The sequence below is a fragment of the Pseudarthrobacter sp. R1 genome, assembly GCF_024494415.1.
GTDB lineage: Bacteria > Actinomycetota > Actinomycetes > Actinomycetales > Micrococcaceae > Arthrobacter.
Map to the genome: position 1 here is coordinate 439,207 of NZ_JAMKFI010000008.1, position 22,901 is coordinate 462,107.

A 22,901-nucleotide genomic window follows, 5' to 3' on the forward strand; every position below is an offset into this window, starting at 1 on the left:
AGCCCAACCAGGTAGCGCCAAGTCGTTTTAACCCTTCAAAACGACAGTTACTGCTACTCAGTTGGGAGCAGGGGGAACAATGGGTGACATGGGAGCAATCACTGACGTACCGGGCATCCGCGTTGGCCACATGCAAAAGACCGACGCCGGCTGGCTAAGTGGCGTAACCGTGGTCCTGCCCCCGCCGGGCACGGTTGGATCAGTGGACGTCCAGGGCGGCGGACCCGCCACCCACGAAACGGATGCACTCGATCCCACCACCCTGGTCAGCGCGGTGGATGCCGTGGTGCTTACCGGCGGCAGCGCGTACGGCCTGGTGTCCGCGTCCGGCGCCCAGCGCTGGTGCGAGGAAAACAACCGGGGCTTTGCGGTGCCCGGGGGAGTAGTGCCCATCGTCCCGGCAGCCGCGATCTTCGACCTTGGCCGCGGCGGCGACTTTTCAGCCCGTCCGACGGCGGAGATGGGTTACGCCGCAACCGCCGCCGCCGCTGCGCAAAAGGACGGGCACGTCGTCGGACGCGGCAATGTGGGTGCCGGCACCGGAGCAGTCATCGCCAGGACGTTCAAAGGCGGGGTGGGCACCGCGTCGGCCACCCTCGAAAACGGCGTGGTTGTGGGGGCAATCGCTGTGGTGAATGCCCTGGGGCTGCCACTGACTGCTTCGGGGAATCCCGAACCCTCCGCGCGCTCGGTCGTGCCTCCCTTAGACGCGCGCTTCCGGGTTCCGGATTCCCCTTCAGGGGGTGCCGACCCGGCACCCCTGAATACAACCCTTGTCGTGGTGGCAACTAATGCCGTTCTTGATGTGGCCGAGTGCAAGCGGACTGCCTCTGCGTCGCAGGCGGGGATTGCGAGAGCTCTCAACCCGAGCCTCACCCTTGCTGACGGGGACACGGTTTTCTGCCTGGCAACCCAAGCTGTGGCACTCGACCGCAGTGACGAAGCCGCCCGGCAGGTCAGTCTCATTACGCTGCAGAGCGCGGCAGCCGACGTCGTACGTTTGGCCATCCTCGACGGCGTGGCCAGTGCGGAAGCCGTGAGCACTCCCGCCGGTGATTATGGTGCGTACGGCGCCCGGTAGGTTACTATTGCCGATTTAACTTTTACAGCGATACAGAGTAGTGTTGTTTGTTGGTTGTCTGGACTGCCACGCCCTTTTGGGGCCTGGAACTGACAATCGATCCAACAAAAACGTTCGTGGTCATGCCCGGTGCAATCCGGCAGGACTGCGGCAACAACAGTTAGCGGAGGGTATGGCCAAGAAGGACGGGGTCATTGAGATCGAGGGCGTTGTGACCGAGGCGCTGCCTAACGCGATGTTTCGCGTTGAGCTCACCAACAAGCACATCGTACTGGCACACATCTCTGGAAAGATGCGTCAGCACTACATCAGGATTCTCCCTGAGGACCGCGTAGTGGTGGAGCTGAGCCCGTACGACCTCACCCGTGGTCGTATCGTCTACCGCTACAAGTAAATTGCTGGGCGGCTTCAGTGCGAACTGATGTCCGCTCCAGTTGACCAACTGTTACACGCAAAGGAATGCCATGAAGGTCAAGCCGAGCGTCAAGCAGATCTGCGAAAAGTGCAAAGTGATCCGCCGTAATGGCCGGGTCATGGTGATCTGCGAGAACCCGCGCCACAAGCAGCGCCAGGGCTAATTTCCCTTCATCGGGAAATCCTGGGTTGCTAACCCACGCAAGTAAATAAAGGCAGCACAAGCTGATCTGGAACATTGAGCTCGAAAGAGTCCGGACAGCTAACCCCCGGTCGGAGGCTGGGGCCGTACAGAACGTGCGGGTGTACTGCCTACGACCTCCGGTTTATCAAGGAGTACTGCCACTATGGCTCGTCTCGCTGGCGTAGACATTCCCCGCGAAAAGCGGCTGGAAATTGCGCTTACTTACATCTACGGCGTGGGCAAGACCCGTGCACACGAAACCCTGGCTGCCACTGGCATCAGCGCTGACGTTCGCGTCAAGGACCTGACTGATGCACAGCTGGTTGAGCTGCGTGACTACATTGAAGGCAACTACAAGGTTGAGGGTGACCTTCGCCGCGAAGTAGCAGCAGATATCCGCCGCAAGGTTGAAATCGGCAGCTACGAAGGCCTGCGCCACCGCAAGGGCCTGCCCGTACGCGGACAGCGTACGAAGACCAACGCCCGTACCCGCAAGGGCCCGAAGCGCACCGTCGCCGGCAAGAAGAAGGCCCGTTAAAATCCCGTCCGGGATTAACGGAGCTTTCCCCAATAACTTTCTGTAGGAGAAATAATGCCCCCGAAGACTCGTGGCGCGGTTCGCAAGCCGCGTAAGAAGGACAAGAAGAATATCGCGCTTGGCCAGGCGCACATCAAGAGCACTTTTAACAACACCATCGTTTCCATCACGGATCCGAGCGGCGCTGTTATCTCTTGGGCTTCCTCAGGTGAGGTTGGCTTCAAGGGCTCGCGTAAGTCCACTCCGTTCGCTGCTCAGATGGCTGCCGAAGCCGCTGCCAAGCGCGCCCAGGAGCACGGCATGCGCAAGGTTGACGTTTTCGTCAAGGGACCGGGATCCGGACGCGAGACCGCGATCCGTTCGCTGCAGGCCGCAGGCCTCGAGGTTGGCTCCATCCAGGACGTCACCCCCGCTGCGCACAACGGCTGCCGCCCGCCGAAGCGCCGCCGCGTCTAAGGCTTTCCACGCCGCATGAGCTTGCCCGGACCGTCGATGGTCCGGGCAAGCCCAGCGCGTTAAGTCTTCAGACCGAATTTCCACCACCTGTGTTGCGTCATATAGCGGATGCTCGCCGAAAGGAAACCTAAGTGCTCATTGCACAGCGCCCCACCCTCTCCGAAGAGGTAGTTTCAGAAAACCGTTCGCGTTTCATCATTGAACCGCTGGAACCGGGCTTCGGCTACACCCTCGGAAACTCCCTCCGCCGTACCCTGCTCTCCTCCATCCCCGGTGCTGCCGTAACCAGCATCCGGATCGATGGCGTGCTGCACGAGTTCACCACGGTTCCGGGTGTCAAGGAAGATGTCACTGAGATCATCCTGAACATCAAGAGCCTCTCGGTTTCCTCCGAGCACGATGAGCCGGTTGTTGCTTACCTGCGCAAGCAGGGCCCCGGAGTCGTCACCGCCGCGGACATCGCGCCGCCGGCCGGCGTCGAATTCCACAACCCGGATCTGCACATTGCCACGCTGAACTCGAAGGGCAAGTTCGAACTGGAACTGACCATCGAGCGCGGCCGCGGCTACGTTTCGGCAGCTCAGAACAAGTCCGGCGATGCAGAGATCGGCCGTATCCCGGTCGATTCCATCTACTCGCCGGTGCTGAAGGTTACTTTCCGCGTGGAAGCAACCCGTGTTGAGCAGCGCACCGACTTCGACAAGCTGATTGTCGACGTCGAGACCAAGCAGGCCATCGCCCCGCGCGATGCCGTCGCTTCCGCAGGCACCACCCTGGTGGAGCTCTTCGGTCTGGCACGTGAGCTGAACACCGCAGCTGAAGGTATCGAGATCGGCCCGTCGCCCACCGACGCTGCCCTGGCAGCCGACATGGCCCTGCCGATCGAGGATCTGGACCTCACCGTCCGTTCCTACAACTGCCTCAAGCGTGAGGGCATCCACACCGTGGGTGAACTCGTAGCCCGCTCCGAGGCTGACCTGATGGACATCCGCAACTTCGGTGCCAAGTCCATTGACGAGGTCAAGGCAAAGCTGGTTGAACTGGGCCTGTCCCTCAAGGACTCGCCTCCCGGTTTTGACCTCGCAGCACGCGCCGCAGCAATCGAAGAGGACGACGCCGCCTTCGGCGACGACGAACTCTAAACCAGACCTTGGCCGGCGGGCAGGGCACCATGGTGTGCCCGGCCCACGGCTTCCATTTGAGGAGAAACAATTATGCCTACCCCCACTAAGGGTCCGCGCCTCGGAGGCGGCCCGGCTCACGAGCGCCTCATGCTCGCGAACCTGGCAGCATCCCTGTTCGAGCACAAGCGGATCACCACCACGGTCACCAAGGCCAAGCGCCTGAAGCCGTACGCAGAGCGCCTGGTGACCTTCGCCAAGCGTGGCGACCTCGCTTCCCGCCGCCGCGTGCTCGGCCTGATCAGCAACAAGGGCGTCGTCCACGAGCTGTTCACCGACATCGCCCAGGCTGTGGAGAACCGCGACGGCGGCTACACCCGCATCACCAAGATCGGCAACCGCAAGGGCGACAACGCTCCCATGGCTGTTATCGAACTGGTTCTCGAGCCGGTTTCCGCCAAGCAGGCCGTAGTTGCTGAGGCTACCGCCGCTGCCAAGCGCGATGCAGACAAGGCCGCTCCGGCTGCCGAGGAAGCTCCCGAGGCTGAGGTTGCCGAGACCGAAGCTGCCGAGGCTCCGGCCGAAGCTCCTGCCGAGGACGCTGCAACCGAAGAGGCTGCAACCGAAGAGGCTCCGGCCGCTGAGGAAGCTCCCGCAGCCGAGGAAAAGGACGCGAAGTAATTCGCTGATTTTCTTCGCTTAGACTTAAGTCTATGAACGACCAAAAACCCGCGGCCCCCGTAATGGGGGGCGGCGGGTTTTTGCGTGTCCGGCTTGATGTGTCGTACGACGGCGGGCCCTTCAGCGGGTGGGCCCTGCAGCCGGGCCTCCGGACAGTCCAAGGCGTCCTCGAGGAGGCCCTGCACATGCTCCTCCGGCGTTCCGTCCGGGTGACTGTTGCCGGGCGCACCGACGCCGGCGTGCACGCCCGTGGCCAAGTGGTCCACCTGGACCTGACGGAAGCCGAGTGGCTGGGACTGCCGCGCGGGCACGAGCTGGATCCCGCCGTCGCCATGCTCCGCAGGATCCGCGGCGCCCTGAGCCGGGTGCTCGGTGACCTTACCGGAGCTGTGGAGGTACATCGGATCTCTTTGGCGCCCCCCGGCTTCGATGCCCGCTTCTCGGCCCTGTGGCGGCGCTACAGCTACCGCATCGCCGACGGCCCTGCCCTGTGGGACCCGCTTGGCCGGTACTCCACGCTGTGGCACAAGACTCCGCTGGACGTTTCGCTGCTGAACGAGGGTGCTTCCAAGCTCCTGGGGCTCCAGAATTTCCTGTCGTTCTGCAAGCCACGAGAGGGTGCAACCACTATCCGCGAGCTCCAGCGTTTCGAGTTCGCCCGGGCGGAAGACGGAGTCATCGTGGCCACCGTTCAGGCCGACGCCTTCTGCCACAACATGGTCCGCGCCCTGATCGGCTCGGCCTTGTATGTGGGGGAGGGCGTGGAGGAACCGGGCTGGCTCCACGAACGGCTGCTCGCCAGGAAGCGTGATGCCAAATCCGTGCTGGCCGCTCCGCACCCGCTGGTGCTGGAAGAAGTGGCGTACCCGTCCGACGACGAGCTGCTGGCGCGCGCCGAGCTCACCCGGGCGCTGCGGGAGTAGTCCCCGCCCGCACCCTAGCCTCGCAAGTCCATGCCGGCTCCCTGCCCTCGCAAGCTCGGGCCGGGGCCCTCGCCGGCCTGGCTCCACGGCCAGGGAACCCTGCGGGCGTGGGCCCAGTTAGAACGACGGCGGCGGGCCCTCCGCCGGCAGGGTCAGCGTGAAAGTGCTCCCCTGGCCTTGCCCGCTGACACACGAGATGTGCCCGCCGTGGCGCTCCACAATCATCTTGGTGATGGACAGGCCGAGGCCGGCACCGGCAATGGCCGCGCCCTTGGCAGACTCCGTTCGGAAGAAGCGCTTGAAGACCCTGGTGGTGTCCTCGCTGCTGATCCCCATCCCGGTGTCGCTGACACTGAGCTGCACCCAGTCGTCGGTGCTGCGGGCGCTGATGCTCACCTTCCCGCCGTCGGGCGAGTACTTGATGGCGTTGGACACCAGGTTGTCCAGTGCCTGCCCGATCCGGAGTGGGTCCGCGTAGGCCCACAAGGGCGAGGGAACGTCCGCCGTGAGCCGGATGTTCGCATGTTCCGCCTGCGCCTGGGCAGAACCGATGCTGGTCTCCACGAGGCTGGCGAGGTCCGTGCGTTTGGGGTGGACGTTAAGCGCGGCCGACGCCGAAGCGGACAGGTCCGCCACGAGCGCCACCAACCGCTCAGCATTCCGCTGAACCACCAATAGGCGCTGGGCCACCTGGGGCGGCAGGGCGGCGACGTCGTCGAGTACCAGGTCCACATTGCCGATGACGGAGTTCAGGGGTGTCTTGAACTCGTGCGTGACGTTGGAAACCAGCTCCTGGTTCGCTGCCAGGGCTTCCACCCAGCCGGTGACGTCGCTGTAGACCACCACGGCTCCGGTGAACTGGCCGTCCTCGCCGACGAGGGGCCGGGCCGCCGTCGACACCGCCCGCTGCTCCGTTCCCTCTCCGGCCCAGACCAGGTAGTCGGCGAAGGACTCGCCGGCGATGGCGCGGCTGATGGGACGCTTCTCCGGCGGCAGCAGGGTCCGCCTGTCTTGGCCGAAGATCAGCTGGTGCCCCTGGCCGGGCACGGCGTCGTCGGCGCCCGTTGCCCGGCGGAAGTTCCGCTGCCGGTCGTTGGCCACGAGGAAGTGGCCGGAGCTGTCGACGGCGGCAATCCCGACGTCGGTGGCGTCCAGGACCGTCTGAAGCAGCTTTTCACGCTCCCGGCTCTCACGGAGCAGCTTCCGAAGTTCCTTGTCCTTCTGGGCCAGTTCGCGTTGCTGCAACCGGACGTGGACGCTCGCGAACCTGATGGCGAGGGAAACCGAGAGCATCATGAGGGGGAAGAGCAGCGTGGTGGTGATGTCCGACGGCGTCAGGTTGGGGAACCGCCCGGCCAGAGAGGGAACCATGATGAGCATGGGGCCGAAGAAACTGAGGACAAGGCTGCTCCTGGCGAGCATGCCCGAGGCGGAGAGCCAGATCACCGGGAACACCGCCAGGACGGCAAGTCCAGGGAGAAGGGGTGCGGCCCCGTTCCGGAGAAGCCCTATCGCGACGAAGTCGAGGATGGGAATCAGCAGGTAGGGACGGTGCGCCAGGCGCTCCCATGGCACCAAAAGGCAGCCGAGGAAAAGGACGCCGGAAAGGAGGATCCCGGCCAGGAAGAGTGGACTGTGCACAAGCGTGGGCCAGGCGAACGGGGTGGCAATGGCAAGGGCGGCCACGATCAAGGTCAGGGGCAGTTGGCACAGGGCAACCTGCGACCGCGGCCCCAGCCGCTGGAAGAAGCGGGCGGGGCCGCGTGGAAAAAGCCGCTCAGCCATGAGCCCGGCTGCGGCCGCCGCTCAGGTTACGGTGGATTGTCACTTGGATATTCACCGCCTGGGCAACAGAATTCCCGCTGGGCAAGGTGGCACATCCTCTCCGACTCGTAATCCACATACTTGTCATAATAATTGACTTTTCAAATGCAATGTTGAAACAGATGTGATCAGCACCGCTTACTTGTAGCGTATAAAGGGTTGGAGCGGGTATGGCATTGGCGCTGGGCTGATGGGGGGCCATAACCGCCTGGCGCAGGGATATCAATGGACGATCTTGGTGTGGCTGTAGTAATCGAAGACGACGCCGACGTGCGCAACCTCCTCGAAGGAGTGTTGAGCCAGGCCGGCTTCGAGGTGCATACAGCGGTTGATGGGCGGGCCGGAGTGGAAGTGGTCCGCGCCAAACAGGCGAACGTGGTGACACTGGATATTGGACTGCCGGACATCGACGGGTTCGAAGTTCTGCGGCGGATCCGCAATTTCAGCAACGCCTACGTGGTGATGCTCACGGGCAGGACAGAGGAGCCGGATCTGCTGTCCGCCCTTAACGCCGGTGCTGACGACTACATTGCCAAGCCTTTCCGGCCCCGCGAGTTGAGGGCTCGGGTAGCGGCGATGATGCGCAGGCCCCGGCACGAGGTCGACAGCCAGAAACCGGCGTCGTCTGTGTGGGGAGCAGCGCCCGCTGCGGCTGTTGGGGCCCCCCGGCTGGAGGACTCCGCCGTCCTGCACCACAACGGCCTGGCGCTGAACCACCGGACACGCACAGTGGAAATCAACGGGGAGCCGCTGGGACTTACGCGAAGCGAGTTTGACCTGCTCCACGTCCTCCTGCGTGGCGGCGGGGCGGTCTGCACCCGGGCCGACCTCGTCCGGGCTGTGCGCGGCGACTTCTACGGTGAGGACACTTACATCAGCGAGGCGGACGAGCGGGCCGTTGAGGTCCATATCGGCAACCTGCGGCGGAAGCTGAAGGAAGATTCGGTTTCGCCGCGTTGGCTGCAGACGGTGCGGGGAGTCGGGTACAGGTTGGCGCCCAGCAGGCCGGACAGTGTTTAGGCCGTTCTGCAAAGGCCGGGCGCCGGATCAGGCTAGCCGTTTTTGAGGATGTACGTGGCCTGGAGTTCAGACACCGTATGGCCGCCGTCCAGGGCAACCCGCTTCATTAGAGCCTGTCCCTGGCCGAAGTCGCCCCGCCGGATCAGTACTTCCAGCAGTTCAGCCAGTTTGGCCAGGCGCACCCCGCCCACCATGGCGGAGCTGATCTTCAGGCTGATGACGGCATCGAGGGCCGATTCGCTGTCCTGGCTGTCCACCGCTGCCGCAAGCCGCGTGCAGCGCTGGTCCCACATGGCGGCATAGTCGCGGGCGAAGCGCTGGGCGAGGCCGGAGCCGGCAAGTTCGTCTTCCAGCTCCTCCAGCACGGCCGCGTCAACGAGCGGCAAGAGCCCGGCCGCTTCCTGTGAATACCCGGAACCGGTAACCGCTGTGATCCCGGGCTGCGGTGGATTCGCAGCTGCGCTCCTGTCGCTGGAGCCGGGATCTGGACTTTGCATTCTTCAAGGCTACTTCCTGGATTTAGTCGTTTGTCCTATTTCGGGTGATCCTGTGTAAACCTTGAGGGATCCTTGCTGCCGGGCTGTGTGGATCTATTGCGAGCTAAAGGTCACTATCGTGTTGATGACGGCCGGTCCCAGAATGGCGATGAAGAGGACCGGAAATATGAAGAACAACAGCGGGAAAAGGATCATCACGGGTAGCTTCATCGCCTTTTCTTCGGCGCGCTGGCGGCGCTTGACCCGCATGACTTTCGCTTGGACGCGGAGCACCCGGCTGATGGCGATGCCATACGTGTCTGCCTGGACCACGGCCTGCACAAAGCTGCGCAGCTCCGGGATGTTGGTCCTTTCCGCCAGCGCAAGGTAGGACTCGCGGCGGCTGCGGCCCACCTGCATGTCCTGCAGGGTGCGGACCAGTTCCTCGGCCAGCGGGCCTTTGCCGTTTTCCCCGGCGCGGGCCATCGCTCCTTCGAAGCCGAGGCCGGCCTCTACTGAAATGAGCATTTGGTCCAGCGTGTTGGCCAGCTCCAGCTGCATTACCTTTTGGCGCTCCTGTCCTTTGCTGTACAGCAGGAGGTCAGGGATGAAATAGCCGAGGACCAGGACGAAAAGCCCTGCCAGTTTCATCAGGGGAGTGCTTCCAATGGCGGTGAGGTAAAAGCCCAGCCCGGCTCCCGTGAGCCCGAGAGCAAGTTTTGACCCTAGAACCTTGCCCAGCGGCATGGTGGTAGGCCTACCTGCGAGGGCAAGCAGGCGGTCCAACAAGGCGACGTACGCCGGGGGAGTGAGGCGCCGGCCGATGGACTCAAGCAGGCTGGGCTTGCCGGTCCGCTCAACTTCCTCTAAGTGAGCACCACGGGACAGCAGATCGTTGACGGCCACGCGGCCCTGTTTGTCCACGGTGAGAACGGACCAGGCCAGGCCGGCTAGGGGAACGCACACCAGCAGAATGGAGAGGAGGATTATCAGGTTCATCGCGTCCTCAGAACTTCAGGTCGATGATCTTGCGCATCCACAATGCGCCGATGGTCATGAGCACAAATGAAGCTCCGATCATCACCCAGCCCAAAGGATGGGTGAACATCGAGTTCATGTAATTGGGGCTCACGGCCAGCAGCATGGCCACGATGCCGAAGGGCATGGCAATGAGAATGTAGGCAGAAAATTTGCCTTCCGCCGCCAGTGCCTTGATATGGCCCTTGATCTCGCTGCGCTCGCGGATGGTTTCGTTCACCTGGTCCAGGACATCGGCCAGGTTGCCGCCCACTTCGCGGTTGATCTGGATGGCTTGGGAGATCCAGACAAAGTCCTCATTCTTCATCCGGTCGGCAGTGTCGTTGAGTGCTGCCAGCAGGTCCCGGCCCAGGCTGGTTTCGGTGATGACGCGCCGCATCTCTTCCGACGTCGGCTTCTGGGACTCGGCGGCGGCGGCGTCGATGGCACGCAGGATGCTGTGCCCGGCACGGAGGCCGCCGGAGAGAAGCTGGAGGGTGTCGCCCAGCTGGCTGTCGAAAGTGGCGCGGCGTTTCCCGGCGAGGAATCCCAGGACCAGTTTCCCGACGAACGGCGCCAGCAGTGCAAGGAGGATACCTACCAGCGGCCCAACCGTGACAATTCCCACCAGCATTCCGATGCAGGCGCCGATGCCCACCAGCAGGAAGAATTCAGCCTGGCTCAGGCGGAGCCCGGCGTTTTCGAGTTCCGCGCGGGAGAACAGGGAGACGTTGCGTCCGTGCAGGAGCCGTTCGAAAGATCGTACGGCGGAGAGCGCCAGACGCGATATTGACGACGGCGGCTCGGGTTCGAAAGGACGACGGCGGTCCAGCGGCACCGAAGGGGCGCCCGGCAGGATCACGGCGACACCAAGCAGGCAAACGGCCACGAGCAGGATGACGGCTCCAACAGCAAGAATCATGGCTGTGCCCTATCTTCCGGGGGTGGCGTGGCTGGCAGGGATTTGGGGACCGGCAAAGACGCCGGGGGACACGTGGATGCCCAGGTCTTCGAAACGGTCAATAAACCGCGGCCTGATTCCGGTGGCAACTGGCTTGCCCAGGAAGCGGCCGTGGGCATCAACACCGGCGGAGTAATCGAAGACGAATGCGTCCTGCAGGGTCACGATGTCTCCCTCCATGCCCTGGACTTCGGTGACGTGGGTGATGCGGCGCGAGCCGTCGCGCAACCTGGAAATCTGGACGATGAGGTTGACGGCGGACGCGATCTGCTCACGGATGGCCCGCAGCGGCAGATCCATCCCGGCCATCAGCACCAGGGTTTCGAGCCTGGCGACGGCATCGCGGGGTGAGTTGGAGTGCACGGTAGAAAGGGAGCCGTCGTGGCCCGTGTTCATAGCCTGCAGCATGTCCAGCGATTCCCCGCCACGGACCTCACCCACCACGATCCGGTCCGGACGCATACGCAGTGAGTTGCGGAGCAGTTCACGGATGGTGACTTCACCCTTGCCCTCGGTATTGGGTGGGCGGCTTTCGAGGCGGACCACATGCTGCTGCTGGATCTGGAGTTCCACGGCGTCCTCTATGGTGACGATGCGTTCGTCGGACGGGAGGAAGGAGGACAGCACGTTGAGCAGGGTGGTCTTGCCGGTGCCCGTACCGCCGGAGACGATGATGTTGAGCTTGGCCTTGACGCACGCGTTGAGCAGCTCGGCCATCTCGGGCGTCATCGTCCCGAAGTCGATCAGGTTGCGGACCGTCAGCGGAGTCTTACTGAACTTTCGGATGGTGAGCGATGAGCCGCTGACGGCCAGCGGCGGGATCACTGCGTTCACACGGGAGCCGTCCTCGAGGCGCGCATCCACGAGGGGGGAGGACTCGTCGATGCGACGGCCCACCTTTGAGACGATGCGCTCAATGACCTTGCGCAGGTGCTCTTCGGAGCTGAACCGGGACTCGGTGAGCGTTAGTTTGCCTTTGCGCTCCACATAGATCTGGTCCATCCGGTTGACCATGATTTCCGTGACTGCCGGATCGTCCAGCAGCCGCTGGAGCGGACCGTAGCCCAGCACGTCGTCGGCCACGTCACGGACCAAGCGGGTGCGCTCCTCGGCAGTAAGGGGGACCTGTTCGGCGTCAATGATGCGGGTCAGTTCCTCTTTGGCGGTAGCCCGGAGCTCCTGCTCGGTGACGGCAGCGTCATTGAAGCGCGCGCCCATCCGCTCGAAAAGGGCGGTGGCCGCCCGGTGCTTCATGGCTGCGAAGACATCCACGGGCTGTGCCTTGGGCACTGCGGGGGTGCCGGCGTCGGACGCTGGCGTTGCAGGAGCCTGCTGGGCGGGAAGGCGCCGGGGCCCGCTCTCCCTCACCGGAGCGGGAGGAGCAGCAGGCCGGGGCGGTTCTAGCACGGCGACGTTGCTGCCCGATGCCTGGTTGCGGTCCTGGACCGCGCTGATCCGTTCGGAGAGCTTCATCAGATGACCACCCTTCGGTGAAGTTTGCGCTGGGCCTGGGCGCGCCACGCCGGATTGAACCGCTCAACCAGCTGGCGAAGGCTCTTGACGGCGGGGTCCTTCTTGGATTCCTGGAGGACGGGGATGCCGCGGTTGGTGGAGAGCGCCACGGCGCGGGACCGGGGGACGCTGACGTCCACGGGCGCGCCGATGGTGGATTCGACGTCCTGGACGTTGAGCCCCGATTTGGCGTCTGCCATGTTCAGGACAACGTGCCGTGATTCGGGCATGATTTCCAGCTGCCGGAGCACTTCCAGTCCCGAGCGCAGGCCGCGGAGGCTGGGGATGTCCATGGCGCTGACCCAGACGACGTCGGTGCATTGCTCCATGGCGGCGAGGCCGATTTCGGGCATGCCGGGAGCAGTGTCCAGGACCACGTACTGGAACTCCTGGGCCAGCTGCTGGAGCAACCGGGTGATCTGTTCCGGCGTGATGTGGTCCGCGTCCACCGGATTGGGCGGAGCGCACAGGGCGTAGATACCTGCCGGGTGCACGGTGAGGAAGGCCTTGAGGACCAGGGAGTCCTGGGCTGCCGCCGGTGAGACCGCGTCCGTGACCGTGTGTTCGGGGTTGAGGTAAAGCCCAGAGGCAACGTCGCCGAACTGCAGGTCCAGGTCCACGATGACGACGCTCATGGGAGCTATCTGGCCGAGACCGATGGCGATGTTGGTTGCCAGGGTGGTTTTGCCGACGCCGCCCTTGGGGGAGAAGACGCCAATGACCAGGCCCTTGCCGTTGGTTTCTCCCTGCGCTTCAGGGGTCCGGTGCCTGGTGGCGAAGGATTGGCAGGCGCGTTCCAGCAGTACGCGGATTTCCGCAGCATCCGCCTGGGGGCTGAGGATGTCCCGGATGCCGGCCCGCATGGCGTGCAGCAGGAAGGACGGGTCAACGTCACTGACCAGGACCAGGCTGAGGCCGGGGAGCTGGACGTCGAAGACCTTGGCGAACCGCAGTGCTTCCTCGTACGGGACGTCCGGTCCGATGATCAGGACTTCGGGCTGTTCCTGGTTGAGGAGGGCGAAAAGTTCGGCGGGGCCGGCCGGGAGGATGTCCGAGGCGATGGTCTGCACGGAGCCGCGGAGGCCGTTGGCGACGGCGGCGCGCAGCTTCTGGTCGAAGTCACCGTTGGGGGAGAGGAGAACGAAGCGGCTCACTTGTAGACCACTTCCTTGCGCTCGATCTTCGGACCGTTGTCCTGGGCGTCGAGGGGCTCTTTGGTAAGCCAGAGCCTGCCGAACTCAGAGGCGAAAACGATCTTGCCGGCGTCGATATCGCTGACGGCGACGGTGAGCATGAGGGATCCTTCCGGGAGCGTGGTGTCCTGGGGATCCGAGCCGTCCGCGGGCTTTTCGGCGCTCGCGGCCTGGGGGGCACGCTGGACGGCGGTGACGAGGGCTTTGCGTACTGTCATCTGGGTGGTTGCGTCGTCGGCTTTAGCTTTGTAGGCGCCGGCATCGAAGGTAAGGAAGATACCTACATGGTCGCCAACGTCGATCCTGCCGCCCACCACACGCTTGGGTTCCACCTCGAAGGAGACTTCCTGCAAGCCGGCGGGCACCTCAACAGCACCTTGGGCTTTGACGTCCGCAGGTGCTACGAGCCGCTCGGCCAGGAGCTGTTCGCCGGGGACCAGGTCCACCGCACTAACGGTGCCGGCTTTGTTGTCCAGCGTGCTGAGGGCGGTGTCCGACTTGCCGGCGGCCGGGACTTTCTCGATGACCAGCGAGGCAGTCATGTCGTTGACAGGAGTTCCAGCGGGAATGGCAGTCTTTACGACCAGGACGTCAACAGGTTCCGTTGACGCCAGCGCCCGCTGATCTGCGCCCTGGGCGTAGAAAACGATGAGGAGGGCTCCCACAATCGCCAAAGCGACCGCAGCCGTTCCGGCGAGCAGGCGAGACTTCACTTTCAACTCCTGGGTAAGGGGTGGTGATGGGTTCTGGTTATTAGAGGATCGGACGGGCGACGGTGGCACCGTATTCCGATACCGGTCCGAGGGTGTAGCCGTCGGCGAGGGAAACGTATTTGATGAAGCTGCCGATGATTCCGCGGCAGTTTCCTTTGCACTCCGTATCCGTGGTGACGCCCGTCGTCGTCGACTTTTCGCTGCGGAACTCGTAGGGAAGGCCGCTGTTGCCGCTGAACTTCCAGCCCGTCACGTCGAACGCAGCGAACGAAATGAGGCTGTAGATGGCGCCGGAACCCGTGCCGGAGACCTTGTTGAATACCGGCAGGAGGACTGTAATTCTGCGGCCTGCCGTGATCTCGCTGGCCCATTTGGTTAGCTCGGCGGAACAATGTCCTGGCGCATTGTTGCCAGTGTCGCTGCCGCCCTCGCTCAATGCGAGATCGATGGTGCCGCCGCATTTTCCCGCGTCCGGCGCAAGCCAGCCGAAGCCTCCGGCCACGGCTGCTCCAGACGGACCATAATTGCAGTCGGGGTTGGCGTTGTTGCCGTGGTCCTGGAGCAGTTGGAGCGAGCCGTCCACATGATCCTTGACCTGGCAGATAGAGAAGGCCAGGGGGAAGGCGGTGCGGCCGGCCTTCGGGCTTCCCCATTCGGCAGATGCCCGCGCTCCGACTTCTTTGGTCGGAATGCCCAGGACATCTGCGAAAAAGAGGGAAACGGAGTTGTCTGTGCCGCCCGTTTCCTTGGCAGACGTGGTGACACTGACTTTTCGGGACGTTTTATCCAAATCGATGCCGTAAACCTTGCTCATGCCATCCAGGGCGTTCTGGTTGGCAAGGCTGGTGGCGAGGCTTGATGTGGTCGAGCAGAGCGGGTCTGTTCCGTCTTTGGCGCACTTCTGGGCGAGCGCTATGGCGGAGGCATCCGCGCCGTTTTGCAGCTGTGCGCGTTCTGAATAGATGAGTCCGATGTCGACGGCGATCGCCACGAAGCCGAGGAGAGTCACCAGAAGGATGGCGACGATGACGCTGATGGCGCCGCGTTCGCTGGTTGCTTCGTTACTGGTCAGCCGCCGCACAGCATGACCCCCTTGCCTGACATTGGGAAGGGGCCTGCGATGCCGGTGATGGTGGACAGGTTGTACTTGATGGTGAGCGTGACCTGGGCACCGATGCTGCATGCGTTGGTGCTGAGGGTGATGTCAGAGGTGGGGATGGTGGTGCTGACCGAAGCGGCCGCGTTCTTTGCGGCGGTCTTGGCGCTGGTGGGATCATTGGCGATGGCCATCACCCGGACGCCGTCGCGGGCTGCGTTGGTCAGTGTGATCTGGGCGTTGTATGCCCTTCCGAATTCGATGGTTCCGAGCACCAGCATCAAAAGGAGGGGCAGCAGGATTGCGAATTCGACGGCGGCTGCACCGCGCTCCGAATCATGTGACACCTGCTGCACCTCCTCTTGAATGTGTTCTAGCCCTTGTTGGCGGACGATTCCGATATGGGGTCCGGAACCGGACTCAGAGGTGCTAGGGCGCAGTAGTCGCGGCCGGCGGCTTCACGATGTCAGTGTTGACATCCGTGAACAGGTTGAAGAGGCTGTCGCCAAGGGTAGTCACTGCAATGATGATCACGACAGCGATGAGCGCCACCATGATGCCGTATTCAACGGCGGTAGCGCCCTTTTCTTCATTGCGGAGACGGATCATGAGGTTGGTGTAAAGGGAAAGCATTTTGTACTCCTGAGCGAGTCGGATGGCTGGCCCTGCACCAGCACTGCTACGAAGTTAGCAACGAGAAAGTGGCCAAAACCTGGATCTTGGAGCATCCTGCGCAAAGGCTTTCCGCGGTGTTCTTTTCCTGCGTTTTCGCTTGGCTTTTGCTGCGCTAACACTGAGAATTGAACTCCCGAGGCACACAAACGGACCCCCTCGGTTCTGGGTGCCGAGGGGGTCCGGTCTATGGAGCGCTTTCGCGCGTTTCATTCGGGCGGGAGCTGGGCTAAGTGAGCGCTTGGATGATGTTGATTGCTGCGGGGCCCAGCAGGACGATGAAGAGGACGGGAAAAATAAAGAATATAAGTGGAAAGAGAACTTTAACCGGCAGCTTCATGGCCTTTTCTTCAGCCCGCTGCCGACGTTTTACCCTCGATTGCTTTGCTTGGGTCCGGAGGACTTTTGCAAGCCCGATGCCGTACTTGTCCGCCTGCACTACGGCCCGGACGAAGCTGCGCAGTTCCGCCACTGAGGACCTTTCGGCCATAGCTTGGTAGGCGTCCTGACGAGGACGGCCAACCTGCATATCCTGGAGCGTCCTAGTTAGTTCTTGAGCCAACGGTCCTTCCCCATGTTGCCCGGCACGGGCCATTGCGGCCTCGAAGCCAAGGCCTGCCTCTACTGAAATGAGCATTTGATCTAGGGTGTTAGGCAGTTCCAGCTGGATGGCTTCTTGCCGTTTGATCCCCTTGTTGTAAACGAGAAGGTCTGGCAAAAAATATCCTAGTGCTGTGACTACCACACCAATGCCCAGATTTGGAGATGTGGGCGCAGCCCTAAACAGGAGGATTGCCAGCACCGCGCCGGTCAGGGCAAGCACGGGTTTAGCGATGATCAGCTTTTCCAACGGCATGGAGGCAGGACGTCCAGCCAAAGCAAGCCAGCGGTCAAGCTTGGCTTCATAGCTGCCAGGCGTAAGCCGTTTGGCCACACTCAGTACGGCAGGTGGGCGAGCTGTGACAACGGACCCGCTTTGGGAAAAGCCTCGACCGAGATTGGACTGGACGGCTAGAGCTCCTCGCCTATCCAAAGTCGCCAAAACCCAAGTGAAGTATGCAAGCGGAAGAACAATGGCTGCGATGATGAGCCAGGCTATCGGAGTCATGGCATCCTCCTAGAACTTGATCTTCACGGTGCGGCTCATCCAGATACCACCGATGATGAACATTACTGCGCTGATAGCGATCATGATGTTGCCCATGGGTTCCTCAATAAACACTTGCATATAACTTGGGTTCATCAGTCCCATCATGACGGCGACGGCGACGGGCAAACCCATGAGAATGACGGCCGACATTTTTCCCTCCGCACTCAACGAACGTACCTGCCCCTTGATCTCGCTGCGTTCCCGGATAGTTCCTGCTACCTGCTCGAGGACTTCCGCGAGGTCACCACCAACTTCACGATTGATCTGAATGGCCTGGCCAATCCAACCAAAGTCCTCGCTGCCCATTCGTTGTGCAGTCTCCTCCAAAGCCTGCCCTGGGTCCTTGCCAATCCGGCTCTCATTCACGATGCGGGATAGCTCCTCTGAAGTGGGCGCATCGGATTCCAATCCCGCAGCTTCCAAGGAACGCATGATGCTGTGACCCGCCCGAAGTCCACCTATGAGCATCTGGATGGTGTCGGTGAGTTGGGCTTCGAACTTGCCGCGCCGCTTATCCGTCCGGAAGTTGAGGACAAAACGTGTGACGAATGGGGATGCGGCTCCCAAGAGAATACCTATGACCGGGTTCGTGAACACTACACCGAGGAAACCAACAAGTACGGATGCAACGGAAACCATGACGGTGAAATCGGCAGGCGTCATCTTCACCCCTGCGTTATAGAGCAGATCTCGGTTGAATGGGCCACCTGACTTTCCCAAGGCACGTTCCACGTTGATAACAAGAGTTTGCGAAACCTGACTGAGTGCCGAACTGTCTTCGCTGCCCTTGGGCCGCCTGCGGTCGAGGGATATCGTTCCGTAAGCCGGTTTGAGGACTACAAAAAACAGAACGACGAGGGCCCCGAAACACAGCAGGACGGCCACCGCTAGAAGAACGGGATTTTCCACCTCTACCGCCTTCCAAAGGGCGTCATGTCGACACCGAAAACGCCGGGTGAGACGTTGATTCCAAGTTCCTCGAAATGGTCGAGGAATCTGGGCCGTATTCCGGTTGGCACCGGCTTTCCTAGGAACCGTCCGTGGGGATCCATGCCGGCAGAATAATCAAACAGGAACACATCCTGGAGCGTGACAATGTCGCCCTCCATGCCTTGGACTTCCGTGACGTGCGTTACTCGGCGGCTTCCATCGCGGAGTCTGGTTACCTGAACAATCAAGTCCACGGCCGATGAAACCTGTTCCCGAATGGCGCGCAGTGGCAGGTCCATGCCGGCCATGAGAACGAGCGTCTCCAAACGTGCTACCGCATCACGCGGTGAGTTGGCGTGCACGGTGGACAAGGAACCGTCGTGTCCGGTGTTCATGGCCTGCAACATGTCCAGGGATTCCCCGCCCCGAACCTCGCCAACGATGATACGATCGGGTCGCATTCGGAGGGAGTTTCGTACCAGTTCCCGTATGCCTATCGCGCCCTTCCCCTCTATGTTGGGCGGGCGGCTTTCGAGTCGCACTACGTGTTCCTGCTGCAGCTGGAGCTCCACCGCGTCCTCGATAGTGACAATGCGGTCGTCCTCAGGGATGAAGGAGGAGAGCACGTTCAGCAATGTGGTCTTACCAGTACCCGTACCGCCTGAAACTATGATGTTGAGCCGTGCTCTAACGCAAGCACTCAGCAGCTCGGCCATCTCTACGGTGAGTGAACCCCAATCAATGAGGTTGCGAACAGTTAGTGGAACGTGGCTGAACTTGCGGATGGTGAGGGACGGTCCGTTCACTGCCAGGGGAGGAATTATTGCGTTCACGCGTGATCCATCGGCGAGACGTGCGTCGACTAGTGGTGATGACTCGTCAATCCGGCGGCCCACCTTGGACACGATCCGTTCAATGACTTTCCGCAGATGGTCATCTGAACTAAATTGGGCCGCGGTCAGCGTTAGATGGCCCCCGCGCTCGATATAGATCTGGTCATAGCGATTGACCATAATCTCGGTTACTGAAGGATCTTCTAGAAGTCGCTGAAGAGGTCCGTAGCCCATAACTTCATCTGCGATTTCACGAATGAGCCGCCGTCGCTCTTCGGGGGACAGCGGGACCTGTTCCTCATCAATAACTGCTGACAGCTCTTCCACCGCTGAAGCACGCAGGTCTTCTTCGGATGCGGAGGAATCCCCCAAACGCGTCCCCATTCGCTCGAAGAGTGCGAGGGCAGCACGCTGCTTTAGGCCGGCCAGGGCATCGACAACTGGACCTGGTGTGCCGTTAACGGGGCCGAAATGTGAAGTCAACGGCGTTCGTGCCGGCGCAGCTGGTTCTGCATGCAGTGTAGAAGTGCTTTCCGGCACCTGCAGGACCTGGTCGCTTGTTTTGTCAGCAGTTCCTGATTTTGAAAGTCGATCTGAAAGTCTCACGACACAACCACCCTTCGATGGAGTTTATTTTGCGGGGATGACACCCAAAGAGGGTCGAACCGATCCACCAGGCGCTTGAGGCCTTTCGCCGCTGAGTCCCTCGTAGACGCTTGCAGGACCGGAACTCCACGGTTTGTAGTGAAGGGAAGGGTTCGGGAACGCGGAACTACAGCATCGATGGGGACGCCGATAGTTGCCTCTACGTCTTGGACGGATAGTCCGCTCTTCCGGTCCGCAAAGTTGAGTACTGTATGCCGTCCCTGAGGCAGCAGTTGAAGTTCCTTGAGAACGGTGAAGCACTTGCGCAGCCCGCGGACGCTTGGAACATCCATGCCGCAGACCCATACTGCATCCGTTGCCTGCTCAAGGGTTGCCAACACATGCTCGCCAAGGCCGGGAGCAGTGTCCACAATTACATACTTGAACTCGCCTGCAAGCTGATTTATCAGGCGAGTGACGTGGTCGGCCGTGATGTAGTCGGATTCGGCTGGCGTCCGGGGAGCGCACAAGGCATAAATACCAGCGGGGTGCACCGTCAGAAACGCCTTCAGGACCATCGAGTCCTGGGATGCCGAACCCTGGACCGCTTCGGTGATGCAATGCTCGGGTTCCAGCAAGAGCCCTGAAGCCACATCGCCGAATTGGAGGTCCAGGTCGACTATGACTACGCCCATTGGGGCGACCTTGCCGAGTCCAATGGCCAGATTGGTGGCGACCGTGGTCTTGCCCACTCCGCCCTTGGGTGACATCACCGCTATGACCCGTCCCCTTTCTTGCCCGGATTCCGCAGCCGGCGCCATGCCCCTCCGCCGGCTTGCTGCCGCAAGGCATGCACGCTCCAACAGGACTCTTAGGTCGTTGACGAGGATTTCGGGGGCAACAACGTCCCGAACGCCGGCGTGCATGGCACGCAGGACGAGGTCCGGTGTGGGTTCGGCCACCAGGAGGAGGCTGACCTCTGGGTATTGAAGGTCGAACACAGTTGCGAGTTTAAGAGCGTCATCAGGTGCTACTCCCGGCCCCAGGATCAAGACTTCCGGCGGGGCTCCGGTGAGCTGCCTGAAGACGTCGTCAGGTCCGCCGGTCAGGATATCCGGAGTGAGCGTTTGCATATCTCCGTGTAAGGCGCCTGCTATGGCCTGACGTATCCGTCCTTCAAAATCTCTAACAGCAGTGATGGCTACAAAGCGGCTCATTAGTACAGCCCTCCAAAAGTAGTAACCGAGGGGTCACTCTTGGTGCTGGAATCAGTTTGCTTGGCCAACCAGATAGTGCCGAACTCGGCACCGAACACCAGCTTGGCGGCATCCGCATCAGTCCGTGCGACGGTGACGAAAGCGGACCCGTTTGGCATTTCAACCGCTCTGTCCCCGGAGGTCGAGCCATCGGCGCTTCCCGACTTCTTGGTTTCCGGCGCCGCCTTCTGCACTGCAGTAACAAGAACGTCGTGGAACAGCAGGCCCGTTGACTGTTTCCAACCCTTGACTTCTTCGGGAACAGGGGCGTTGGCCGGCATATTTTCCTCAGACTTGAAGGAGCTGTAGACGGTGACCGTGTCGCCGGCCTCAATTCTTCCGCCCAAAAGGCGTTCGGGTGAAAGTAGGATTGTCACTTCTTCCAAGCCCTCGGGAACGGGAACCGTGCCCGGAACGAGCTCCCGGGGGTCAACGAGCCTGGAGGTGAGGAGTTGTTCTCCTGGCTCTAACGCAACCGACGTCACCTTGCCCGTCTGGTCGTCAAGAGTTTCTAATGCTCCTCGGGGAACTGCTGACTGCGGGATGGTAGCCTGCTCCAGGTACTTGCCAAGATCTTCTGCTTTCGTACCAACGGGCGCGGACTCCTTGACGACCAGGACATTTACGGGTTCGAGCCCCTGCGCTGCCCTGTTATCCGCGGCTTGCACGTAAACGACGAGCAGGACGGTGCCAATTACAGCCAGTACCAGCGCTGCGATGCCTCCCAGTAGGCGAGATTTCACGAGATTACTCCTTTGATTTTTTGGTGTCGATTTGATCGGCAAAGCATTACAGCTACTCCGTAAGTGCCACCACGGTGGCTCCGTAGTTGGGCAGCCCGCCGGTCAATGACAGTCCTTCTTCAAGAGAGACGAAGCGGGTGAAATAACCTTGGATTCCGCGGCAGCTGCCGGTACAACTCGGAGCAGCTGGGTCAAGGCTTGTTACGCTCGGTCCACCACCAAATTTGAAGCCTGTTACTTGGAAGGCAATGAAGCCAGCCAGCGAATACTTAGTCTTCGCGCCATTCTTGGCGGCGGTGGTGAATATGGGAATCAGGACCGGCTCATCCTTGATGGTCGCTGGCATGTCTTGGCAAACATTGGGCAGGTCATTGCCAGGATTACTACCGACTTCACTGTTGGCGACATCGATTTCAGCAGAGCAACCTGTGTCAGTGTCGAGCCAGCCGAAGCCTCCGGGCGCGTATCCGTTCTGGGCAGCACAACCTGGATACGTTGGAGTATTTTCATCGTAGCGAAGAAGGATATGAGTTGGTATGGGATCGCCCGTGAAATTGCCGGTGGCATTTAGGTCTGCAAGCTGGCTCGGCGACAAGTACTTTTCGAATACGCACTTACTGACGGTCCAGGGTAATGTTTCCGCAGATGACGGCGTTCCCCATGAAGCTACAGCCGAAGCATGAATCACGGCGGTGTCGTTGCCAAAGGCCCTAGCGAAAAACAATGTGAAGCTGTCAGCAGTAGACCCTGCCTCCTGAGCGTTGGTCTCAACACGCACGCTGTTAGCTGATGGCTGCGTGACCGAGAAAGTTCCGCTGGATTCATCGTTGGCGTTGGCGTCTGCCAGTCGGTTGTCTGCGTCGGCCATAGCGGTCCCGCAGTTGACACCCTTGGCGCAATCGCCTGCTATTGCTAGGGCTGTAGCGTCTGCGCCGTTCTGGAGCTGAGCTTTCTCGGCGTACATCGCTCCGACGTCCACCGCCAATGCCGCGAACCCCAAGAGTGCAACCATGGTGAACGCCACCACGACGGCCGCCGCACCGCGCTCGTGGTCCTGTTTGATGCCTGCCTCGCTTCTTCCCCTCAGCCGCCGCATCGCATTACTCCTATTCCTGTAAGTGTCATGGGGAAGAGCCCTGGTGACCCAAACCAGCCGGCGTCAAGAAAGCCAGAAAGCGACGGCAATATAACGGTTGTGGTGACCTGCACATTTGCATCTGCGGCGCACGCGGCTGCGTTGTCGGCCACTGCAACTCCCAGACCGGCGAGCGAGGGGGCGGCATCAAGCGCCGCTCCTTCCACATCGAGGGAACTGTCGTCATAGTGGATGGCCGCATGCCGCGCGCCCTCCCGAGCGGCTTGTGTTAGGGAATTCTGGACGTTGAAGACGCGGCCGAACTCCATTGTGCCGATAAGAATCAGAAGCAGTAGGGGGAGGAGGAGTGCCATCTCGACGGCTACTGCGCCGCGCTCTTTTTGTTTCGGTTTCAAAACCGTCTCCCAGGCCGAATAAACAAGATGA

26 protein-coding genes are annotated in these 22,901 nt (G+C 61.5%); 9 read left to right on the forward strand and 17 right to left on the reverse strand.

The features are described from left to right. The first annotated feature begins 88 nt into the window (after positions 1 to 88). The 8 genes from M8J71_RS12915 to M8J71_RS12950 all read left to right on the forward strand — a co-directional run bounded on the left by M8J71_RS12915 (position 89) and on the right by M8J71_RS12950 (position 5,398). Positions 89 to 1,081, forward strand: a complete 993-nt coding sequence (locus M8J71_RS12915) for a P1 family peptidase (RefSeq protein WP_256248270.1) — start codon at positions 89 to 91, stop codon at positions 1,079 to 1,081. A 172-nt stretch (positions 1,082 to 1,253) separates the two neighbouring features. Beyond that, positions 1,254 to 1,475, forward strand: a complete 222-nt coding sequence (infA, locus tag M8J71_RS12920) for a translation initiation factor IF-1 (protein WP_009358723.1) — start codon at positions 1,254 to 1,256, stop codon at positions 1,473 to 1,475. A gap of 70 nt (positions 1,476 to 1,545) precedes the next feature. Next, positions 1,546 to 1,659 carry a 50S ribosomal protein L36 gene (gene rpmJ / locus M8J71_RS12925; protein WP_009358722.1) on the forward strand — a complete coding sequence of 38 codons (114 nt, stop codon included), beginning with the start codon at positions 1,546 to 1,548 and terminating at the stop codon, positions 1,657 to 1,659. A 183-nt stretch (positions 1,660 to 1,842) separates the two neighbouring features. Further along, entirely contained in the window at positions 1,843 to 2,217 is a 375-nt protein-coding gene (rpsM, locus tag M8J71_RS12930) for a 30S ribosomal protein S13 (protein ID WP_003803743.1), read from the forward strand. Positions 2,218 to 2,271: 54 nt separating this feature from the next. Beyond that, complete coding sequence (gene rpsK, locus M8J71_RS12935; RefSeq protein ID WP_018760435.1) at positions 2,272 to 2,673, forward strand: 30S ribosomal protein S11; 402 nt, start codon at positions 2,272 to 2,274, stop codon at positions 2,671 to 2,673. Positions 2,674 to 2,804: 131 nt separating this feature from the next. Continuing rightward, entirely contained in the window at positions 2,805 to 3,815 is a 1,011-nt protein-coding gene (locus M8J71_RS12940) for a DNA-directed RNA polymerase subunit alpha (RefSeq protein WP_013601812.1), read from the forward strand. 72 nt (positions 3,816 to 3,887) lie between these two features. After that, on the forward strand, positions 3,888 to 4,475 hold the full coding sequence (gene rplQ, locus M8J71_RS12945) for a 50S ribosomal protein L17 (protein ID WP_163161919.1): 588 nt from the start codon (positions 3,888 to 3,890) through the stop codon (positions 4,473 to 4,475). 32 nt (positions 4,476 to 4,507) lie between these two features. Next, positions 4,508 to 5,398, forward strand: coding sequence for a tRNA pseudouridine synthase A (locus M8J71_RS12950; RefSeq protein WP_256248271.1), 891 nt, complete (start codon positions 4,508 to 4,510; stop codon positions 5,396 to 5,398). 117 nt (positions 5,399 to 5,515) lie between these two features. Here M8J71_RS12950 and M8J71_RS12955 read toward each other — a convergent pair whose 3' ends face one another. After that, positions 5,516 to 7,183 (reverse strand): ATP-binding protein, encoded by a 1,668-nt coding sequence (locus tag M8J71_RS12955; protein WP_256248272.1) that lies wholly within the window; start codon positions 7,181 to 7,183, stop codon positions 5,516 to 5,518. Between the two features lie 264 nt (positions 7,184 to 7,447). On the opposite strand from M8J71_RS12955, the gene M8J71_RS12960 reads away from it, so the two are divergent. Then, positions 7,448 to 8,242, forward strand: coding sequence for a response regulator transcription factor (locus M8J71_RS12960; RefSeq protein WP_256248273.1), 795 nt, complete (start codon positions 7,448 to 7,450; stop codon positions 8,240 to 8,242). Positions 8,243 to 8,274: 32 nt separating this feature from the next. On the opposite strand, the gene M8J71_RS12965 is transcribed toward M8J71_RS12960, so the two are convergent. The 16 genes from M8J71_RS12965 to M8J71_RS13040 all read right to left on the reverse strand — a co-directional run bounded on the left by M8J71_RS12965 (position 8,275) and on the right by M8J71_RS13040 (position 22,870). Beyond that, a complete protein-coding gene (locus tag M8J71_RS12965) occupies positions 8,275 to 8,739 on the reverse strand; it encodes an Hpt domain-containing protein (protein ID WP_256248274.1) in 465 nt (154 codons plus the stop codon). Between the two features lie 93 nt (positions 8,740 to 8,832). Next, positions 8,833 to 9,717: a type II secretion system F family protein gene (locus M8J71_RS12970; RefSeq protein WP_256248275.1), complete on the reverse strand. Its 885-nt coding sequence runs from the start codon at positions 9,715 to 9,717 to the stop codon at positions 8,833 to 8,835. Between the two features lie 7 nt (positions 9,718 to 9,724). Further along, positions 9,725 to 10,657, reverse strand: coding sequence for a type II secretion system F family protein (locus tag M8J71_RS12975; RefSeq protein WP_256248276.1), 933 nt, complete (start codon positions 10,655 to 10,657; stop codon positions 9,725 to 9,727). A 9-nt stretch (positions 10,658 to 10,666) separates the two neighbouring features. Beyond that, the gene (locus M8J71_RS12980; RefSeq protein WP_256248277.1) at positions 10,667 to 12,169 is read right to left on the reverse strand and encodes a CpaF family protein; all 1,503 of its coding nucleotides are present in this window, start codon (positions 12,167 to 12,169) and stop codon (positions 10,667 to 10,669) included. Next, positions 12,169 to 13,362 carry an AAA family ATPase gene (locus tag M8J71_RS12985; RefSeq protein WP_256248278.1) on the reverse strand — a complete coding sequence of 398 codons (1,194 nt, stop codon included), beginning with the start codon at positions 13,360 to 13,362 and terminating at the stop codon, positions 12,169 to 12,171. Before M8J71_RS12985 ends, M8J71_RS12980 begins: the two co-directional genes overlap by 1 nt. Then, positions 13,359 to 14,114 carry a Flp pilus assembly protein CpaB gene (gene cpaB / locus M8J71_RS12990; protein ID WP_256248279.1) on the reverse strand — a complete coding sequence of 252 codons (756 nt, stop codon included), beginning with the start codon at positions 14,112 to 14,114 and terminating at the stop codon, positions 13,359 to 13,361. Before cpaB (M8J71_RS12990) ends, M8J71_RS12985 begins: the two co-directional genes overlap by 4 nt. A gap of 40 nt (positions 14,115 to 14,154) precedes the next feature. Continuing rightward, the gene (locus M8J71_RS12995) at positions 14,155 to 15,195 is read right to left on the reverse strand and encodes a pilus assembly protein TadG-related protein (protein WP_256248280.1); all 1,041 of its coding nucleotides are present in this window, start codon (positions 15,193 to 15,195) and stop codon (positions 14,155 to 14,157) included. Beyond that, on the reverse strand, positions 15,183 to 15,557 hold the full coding sequence (locus M8J71_RS13000; protein WP_256248282.1) for a TadE/TadG family type IV pilus assembly protein: 375 nt from the start codon (positions 15,555 to 15,557) through the stop codon (positions 15,183 to 15,185). Before M8J71_RS13000 ends, M8J71_RS12995 begins: the two co-directional genes overlap by 13 nt. Positions 15,558 to 15,639: 82 nt before the next feature. After that, complete coding sequence (locus tag M8J71_RS13005; RefSeq protein WP_256248283.1) at positions 15,640 to 15,843, reverse strand: Flp family type IVb pilin; 204 nt, start codon at positions 15,841 to 15,843, stop codon at positions 15,640 to 15,642. Between the two features lie 268 nt (positions 15,844 to 16,111). Beyond that, on the reverse strand, positions 16,112 to 16,990 hold the full coding sequence (locus M8J71_RS13010; RefSeq protein WP_256248284.1) for a type II secretion system F family protein: 879 nt from the start codon (positions 16,988 to 16,990) through the stop codon (positions 16,112 to 16,114). Between the two features lie 9 nt (positions 16,991 to 16,999). Further along, a complete protein-coding gene (locus tag M8J71_RS13015; protein WP_256248285.1) occupies positions 17,000 to 17,941 on the reverse strand; it encodes a type II secretion system F family protein in 942 nt (313 codons plus the stop codon). Positions 17,942 to 17,943: 2 nt separating this feature from the next. Further along, positions 17,944 to 19,278 carry a CpaF family protein gene (locus M8J71_RS13020; RefSeq protein WP_256248989.1) on the reverse strand — a complete coding sequence of 445 codons (1,335 nt, stop codon included), beginning with the start codon at positions 19,276 to 19,278 and terminating at the stop codon, positions 17,944 to 17,946. A 119-nt stretch (positions 19,279 to 19,397) separates the two neighbouring features. Beyond that, positions 19,398 to 20,597, reverse strand: coding sequence for an AAA family ATPase (locus tag M8J71_RS13025; protein WP_256248286.1), 1,200 nt, complete (start codon positions 20,595 to 20,597; stop codon positions 19,398 to 19,400). Next, entirely contained in the window at positions 20,597 to 21,379 is a 783-nt protein-coding gene (cpaB, locus tag M8J71_RS13030; protein ID WP_256248287.1) for a Flp pilus assembly protein CpaB, read from the reverse strand. The genes M8J71_RS13025 and cpaB (M8J71_RS13030) overlap by 1 nt, the downstream gene beginning before the upstream one ends. Before the next feature lie 52 nt (positions 21,380 to 21,431). Further along, positions 21,432 to 22,475, reverse strand: coding sequence for a TadE/TadG family type IV pilus assembly protein (locus M8J71_RS13035; RefSeq protein WP_256248288.1), 1,044 nt, complete (start codon positions 22,473 to 22,475; stop codon positions 21,432 to 21,434). After that, positions 22,463 to 22,870, reverse strand: coding sequence for a TadE/TadG family type IV pilus assembly protein (locus M8J71_RS13040; protein ID WP_256248289.1), 408 nt, complete (start codon positions 22,868 to 22,870; stop codon positions 22,463 to 22,465). Before M8J71_RS13040 ends, M8J71_RS13035 begins: the two co-directional genes overlap by 13 nt. Between the last annotated feature and the right edge of the window lie 31 nt (positions 22,871 to 22,901).

What these genes read in the sequence shown, in the direction of transcription:
- rpmJ (WP_009358722.1), top strand. Translation starts at nt 1,546, where the DNA reads ATGAAGGTCAAGCCGAGCGTCAAGCAGATCTGCGAAAAGTGCAAAGTG.
- M8J71_RS12960 (WP_256248273.1), top strand. Translation starts at nt 7,448, where the DNA reads ATGGACGATCTTGGTGTGGCTGTAGTAATCGAAGACGACGCCGACGTG.
- rplQ (WP_163161919.1), top strand. Translation starts at nt 3,888, where the DNA reads ATGCCTACCCCCACTAAGGGTCCGCGCCTCGGAGGCGGCCCGGCTCAC.
- M8J71_RS12980 (WP_256248277.1), bottom strand. Translation starts at nt 12,169, where the DNA reads ATGAAGCTCTCCGAACGGATCAGCGCGGTCCAGGACCGCAACCAGGCA.
- M8J71_RS12955 (WP_256248272.1), bottom strand. Translation starts at nt 7,183, where the DNA reads ATGGCTGAGCGGCTTTTTCCACGCGGCCCCGCCCGCTTCTTCCAGCGG.
- rpsM (WP_003803743.1), top strand. Translation starts at nt 1,843, where the DNA reads ATGGCTCGTCTCGCTGGCGTAGACATTCCCCGCGAAAAGCGGCTGGAA.
- M8J71_RS13010 (WP_256248284.1), bottom strand. Translation starts at nt 16,990, where the DNA reads ATGACTCCGATAGCCTGGCTCATCATCGCAGCCATTGTTCTTCCGCTT.
- M8J71_RS13035 (WP_256248288.1), bottom strand. Translation starts at nt 22,475, where the DNA reads ATGCGGCGGCTGAGGGGAAGAAGCGAGGCAGGCATCAAACAGGACCAC.
- M8J71_RS12965 (WP_256248274.1), bottom strand. Translation starts at nt 8,739, where the DNA reads ATGCAAAGTCCAGATCCCGGCTCCAGCGACAGGAGCGCAGCTGCGAAT.
- M8J71_RS12915 (WP_256248270.1), top strand. Translation starts at nt 89, where the DNA reads ATGGGAGCAATCACTGACGTACCGGGCATCCGCGTTGGCCACATGCAA.
- M8J71_RS12950 (WP_256248271.1), top strand. Translation starts at nt 4,508, where the DNA reads ATGAACGACCAAAAACCCGCGGCCCCCGTAATGGGGGGCGGCGGGTTT.
- M8J71_RS12975 (WP_256248276.1), bottom strand. Translation starts at nt 10,657, where the DNA reads ATGATTCTTGCTGTTGGAGCCGTCATCCTGCTCGTGGCCGTTTGCCTG.
- M8J71_RS13025 (WP_256248286.1), bottom strand. Translation starts at nt 20,597, where the DNA reads ATGAGCCGCTTTGTAGCCATCACTGCTGTTAGAGATTTTGAAGGACGG.
- infA (WP_009358723.1), top strand. Translation starts at nt 1,254, where the DNA reads ATGGCCAAGAAGGACGGGGTCATTGAGATCGAGGGCGTTGTGACCGAG.
- M8J71_RS12970 (WP_256248275.1), bottom strand. Translation starts at nt 9,717, where the DNA reads ATGAACCTGATAATCCTCCTCTCCATTCTGCTGGTGTGCGTTCCCCTA.
- M8J71_RS13005 (WP_256248283.1), bottom strand. Translation starts at nt 15,843, where the DNA reads ATGCTTTCCCTTTACACCAACCTCATGATCCGTCTCCGCAATGAAGAA.
- rpsK (WP_018760435.1), top strand. Translation starts at nt 2,272, where the DNA reads ATGCCCCCGAAGACTCGTGGCGCGGTTCGCAAGCCGCGTAAGAAGGAC.